The following is a 4,924-nucleotide window of genomic DNA, read 5'->3' on the forward strand; positions in this document are numbered from 1 at the left end:
TCATTAGATGGCTTTATGAACAAGATTGCGGAAGCTTTTAAAAATATGGATACCGATTTAGCGGGCTCCATTGAAACTAATGAGATGTATACAGTTTCTCCACAAGAGTATACAGAAAAGAAACGAATCCAGCAGAAGATCTACGATGCCTCTGTTTATAATGAGCTCCCCTAACTATTCGCCACTTGAATTCATTTCAGGTGGTTTTCTTTTGCTTTTCTCATCTTCTCACATTATTCCTCATGTGGTATAATAGAACAAGAACATTACTATGTTTCCGATGGGTTGGCAAGTAAAATGAAAGTATTAATGATATAGAAAAGGAGGATAGCTATGGCTAGTTATGAAAAAATAGTAGGGTTATCTCAAGCTTTATATGAAGCGACCGCAGAAGTATCACGATTGAGTGGCGAAGTTTCAAATTTAAAATATATTAAAAATAAATTGAAAAAGAAATCAACAGAGATTGATTATGTTGTTACACTTTCTGAAAATATCTTGGGTGAGAAATACGATGACGAAAAAAATCAGGAAAAAGAAGATTTGAATTCTTTGAGGCAAATCATTTTAACGAAGAAAAGAGAAATACTCGCGTTATTAAGTACGAAGATTCAGAATTTGGAGTCGGATTTGTTAACTGCTCAGAATATTGAAAGGAATGCTAGAAATGCATTAAATGCAGCTCTAGCATCATAGAGGAGGGATAGATGACAGTAAAAGTAAAAAATATTTCAGGTTTAGAAGATTACGGGACGAGTATTCACCGATTTGCTGGAAAATTTGAAGAAGTCTCAAGCGATACAATGCGTGAGTTCAATACTAATCTAGAAGGGGAAAAAGCGGCTGCCATTAATGCCTTCTTTAAACGTTTGAATGAGATTCAGAAGTCTGTTTTTTCACAGACACCAGAGGCGATACGAACTTATGGGCAGCATGTCTTTACATTTACTGGGGAGATTAAAGGTTTAGGATTTTCCAGTCATGCCCATACTGATGAAGATGCGATTAATACACTTACAGAGTCCCTTAGAACCCCTCAGCGTAATCTAATCAGTATCGTTAAGGATGAAATGGTAGCTTTGTTTGATGAAGCAATCGAAGCAATGGGTGATGGAGACTCTAATTTGGGAGATTTTGATGCCAAAGCAGACGCTTATATTGCAGATGAAATCAAAGCACGTAAGGAAACGCATAGCGGCATTATATCTGCGCATGATAGCCTATCTTCAGGCGTTTCAGGGGTATCAACTACCTTTGAATCCTTGACAAAGATTACACAGAACGCAAGAACTGTAACGACATTACCAGTTCAGACGATTATTGATGCTATAAAAAATAATACTCTAACAGAGTCAAATATGGTTTATCTTTCTAGAATCACTACAAAGGAAGATGCCCAAGTCTTGCAAGCGATTCTTTCTGGAAAATTAGAAGATGTAGACAAGATAATGGAGAATGACCCAGAGAAAATTTCTGATGGGGGCTACATGAATCTGGCAGAAGAATTGACTATTTGGATGGATAGAAGTGAGATTGGGACTCAGAAGATAAATCGTTTGTTAGATGCGATGGGGAAAACGGATCAATCCAAGGTTAATGTCTTTTCAGAAAGGTTAGATAAACAGCAACATATATCCAAACAAATACAGATAGCTGAAATGTATGCTTACGAGCAAGATCCCGAGCATGACGCTGCAACAATGGAAAAGCATCATACAAAATTAAGTCAGATGAATGATTTATCAGGTTTATTGACTGCGGTTCGAATCTTGAAAATTGGAACAAAAGTAGAAGGGAATTCAGGTGTACAATTTAGGAACGATGATCCTTTTGATCCAAATGCAAAACTTCGATATACTCGAAAAGAAATCTTTATTAAATTAAATGATACGGAAAACCCTGAATGGGAATTACATGTTAAAGAAAGTAAAAAGTCCATATATCACTATGGTTCTAAGACGGTTCCAGACTATGATGAGCTTAGTGTTCCAGCCAAAACTACTCTTGAAACTTATACATCACACCATGAAAAAGGAATTGACGGAGCTTTGGCTGGTAAATATGAGGCTGAACTTTATAAAATCAAAAAAGAACATGAGAAAGCGGATGCTGAGTTCCAAGAAACTATCGTAAAAGAAGGAATAAAAACGATTTTAACCTATATTGGTGGTCCAGCAGCTGCGGCGACTTTTAGTGTTGCAGATTCTTTATCACAGTTACATGCAACAGACTCAATTAAAAATACACATGAGATGCTGGATGAGATGACTTCTGGAAGAGCGAATGCCTTTATTAAAAAAATAGGTAATTATGGTGGCAAGTCTGCCAATGAGGTGTTAGCAGGCTTCTTTAAGCTACAAAGTAAGGTGGCAGAGTTTAAAGCCAAAACAAAGAATGAGCAAAATAATATTTATAATGTTTTGGTTGGTCAAGGGGGCTGGCAATTAGAACATGAAGTGGCAGGATCAGCTACCGATACAGTTGCACAATTCTCTAGTATTTATGCGGATTATGGAGCTTACCAACGGGTACAAGAATTAAACCAGAAAGGTGTCATGGGCTACTTTGAGAAAGTGGGTTCGAGAGATAGAGCTTATAGAATAATTAACAAATACTTTGATAAAGATCTAGCTATGAAAAATTTCCTTTTGGGAGAGCATACAAATGGTGAAGGCCTTACGATTGAAAATATGACTCCAGAACAGATTCAAACAATTCCTTTTATTGTTGAAAAAGTTATGGGGGGTGACTCGTTCACAGATTTTCAAGAGTATTTCGAACAGAAATATGGCAAATAAGGGGGAGAGAAATGAAGAAAGTACTACTAATAGTCGGATCTGTCCTGTTGGGTGTTCTGCTTCTATGGGGCTATCATAGCTATCAACAATCAGAGCAGGCCAAGCAAGAACGCCAAAAATATGAAAATATGGATTACTATACAGGAAAATGGGAAATTGATTCTTATGAATTTTTAGAAGATGGCAGGGGAGTGGCCGTGCATTGGAAGTCATTAAACCCTGACGAAGATAGACTATTTCAAAAATATAATCCTCTTTTTGGAGATAGCTTTGCAAGAACTAATGGCGCTTCTAATCAAAGGTATATTACTCGATTAAATATTAAAGTACAATCTGGTAACTTAGCTAGGAATCGACCCCAAGATGAATCTGACGGATACTTTACTCTTTCTATCTATCGAATACGGGATAGACGATTGGAGGAATCGAAAGTAGACCTCTATCAGTTGGTAGGAGACTACAATGAAAATTATTTTCCAGTATCAATAGGTGCTATTGTAGAAATAAATGGGAAAGATTATCTCCCTATAGCTGTTCATAATCCAGATTGGTATATTACTAAGAGAAAGCAGTTATGGTTAAATTTAGAAACCAAGCAAATTGATTGGGAAGACACAAAAGTACAACAGTATCCTGAAACTCCGTCGGTAGATCTAGGTTCTTCAAAAGAGAAATTGATAGAGATGACTATCTTACAAACTTACTATGATAGTCTTCGCCAAAATCAACTTTCCTTTCATCAAGATGTATTGAAGGGAAGTGTTTTGGAGACAGCTGCGCCTAAAGTTTATCAATTATTAAGTAAGCAAGATTCACAGTTTTTCCTTTTGATTGATTCTAAGTATGATTATGATAAGGTTTACGGAGATGTTCCACAGTTTCTTGATTTGTATCAGCTTTTTGTCCCAGCAAATACGAATCTTTACGAAGGATTGACGATTCCAGCCGAACTCAGTAAGGATGGTCAAGAGCATTCAGTCAATACCAAAGAAGAGTTTGACTTGTATTACGATGTTGCCAAAGACCGCGAACTAAACAAGCAACGCCGAATATTGGTTGACAAAGGAGAATAAGAGGTTCTAAATGAGTAACAATCAAAAAAAAATTGATTCGGATAACCTAAGCCGAGTGAATGGAGCTTTTAAAGATATGAGTGCAGAATTGCAGAATAATGCCTATGATCTGATAGACTCCTCTGCGACAGAACAAATTCAAAATGCGACTGATGAACTTAAAAAATTATCTTCGGAGATGGTGACAACAATTAGTTCTTTGGATGAGTTTCTAGGAGCAGTTGGTGAGGCTTTTCGAAGTGTAGATGCGAGTATGGCTCAGTCTATCGGTGATAATATGTATACGAAAGCACCTGAAACACGTGCAGAACGCAAAGAACGTTATATCCAAGGCGGAAAAGATTCCAAGGAACGCCACAATCGTAGAAAAATGGTTGAAATCGCAGAGAGTCAATATAACGATTTTCCATAATTACACAAATCACCTGAATTTATTTCAGGTGGTTTTCTTTTGTATTTCTCATCTTCTCACAGTATGGTTCATGTGGTATAATGAGACAAGGGTTGCTCCTCGTTTCAGACGAGTTTATGGATTTCAGGATAAGTTAGTAGGTGAGAAGAGTATTTCTGTCAGCCTCCTATACACCTGTTAACAACTGTCAAAAGTAAAAGGAGAGTGTAGATTGGTTTTATTAGTATTAGTGCTTTTGGGTTTGCTCATTCTAATCTTAAAAAGGAAACAGAAAACTGCTAAAAAATCTGAAGGAAAGGCCAAGAAAAGAAATTGGCTATTAATAGGTTGCTTATCCATAGTGATCCCAATGGTAATCTTCACAGTGTTCAGTCCGATTTTTTCTCTAATGGATATGTGGGGGCTGTTTGCCCATGCAAGTCGAACTGAGCTTGAGCAAGCTGTGCATCGTTCTTATCAAAACTACGGTCTTACAGGACAGTTTGAGTTAGAAAAATACGAGAAAAACTATACAAGCGTGGGAGGATTTATAATCCACGGTACCTACAGTGAAAATATAGCTGGAAAAACCTATCAGGCTAAAACTCGATTTAAATACTATACTCGCTTTTCGAAAAGTGAAACATATGGAAAGACAGATG

The 4,924-nt window shown here is 36.9% G+C and carries 4 protein-coding genes and 1 pseudogene; all 5 read left to right on the forward strand.

Annotated features, from left to right (window positions below; genetic code table 11):
• Positions 1-333: 333 nt before the first annotated feature.
• Positions 334-696: a hypothetical protein gene (locus GMD6S_RS08255; protein WP_000179342.1), complete on the forward strand. Its 363-nt coding sequence runs from the start codon at positions 334-336 to the stop codon at positions 694-696.
• 11 nt (positions 697-707) lie between these two features.
• Positions 708-2,798, forward strand: a complete 2,091-nt coding sequence (locus GMD6S_RS08260; RefSeq protein WP_000216901.1) for a hypothetical protein — start codon at positions 708-710, stop codon at positions 2,796-2,798.
• Between the two features lie 11 nt (positions 2,799-2,809).
• Positions 2,810-3,871, forward strand: coding sequence for a hypothetical protein (locus tag GMD6S_RS08265; protein ID WP_000756875.1), 1,062 nt, complete (start codon positions 2,810-2,812; stop codon positions 3,869-3,871).
• A 10-nt stretch (positions 3,872-3,881) separates the two neighbouring features.
• A complete protein-coding gene (locus GMD6S_RS08270) occupies positions 3,882-4,283 on the forward strand; it encodes a hypothetical protein (protein WP_000069808.1) in 402 nt (133 codons plus the stop codon).
• Positions 4,284-4,494: 211 nt separating this feature from the next.
• Positions 4,495-4,924: pseudogene (locus tag GMD6S_RS08275) on the forward strand (hypothetical protein); the annotation flags it as partial.

The organism is Streptococcus sp. GMD6S (assembly GCF_000297015.1).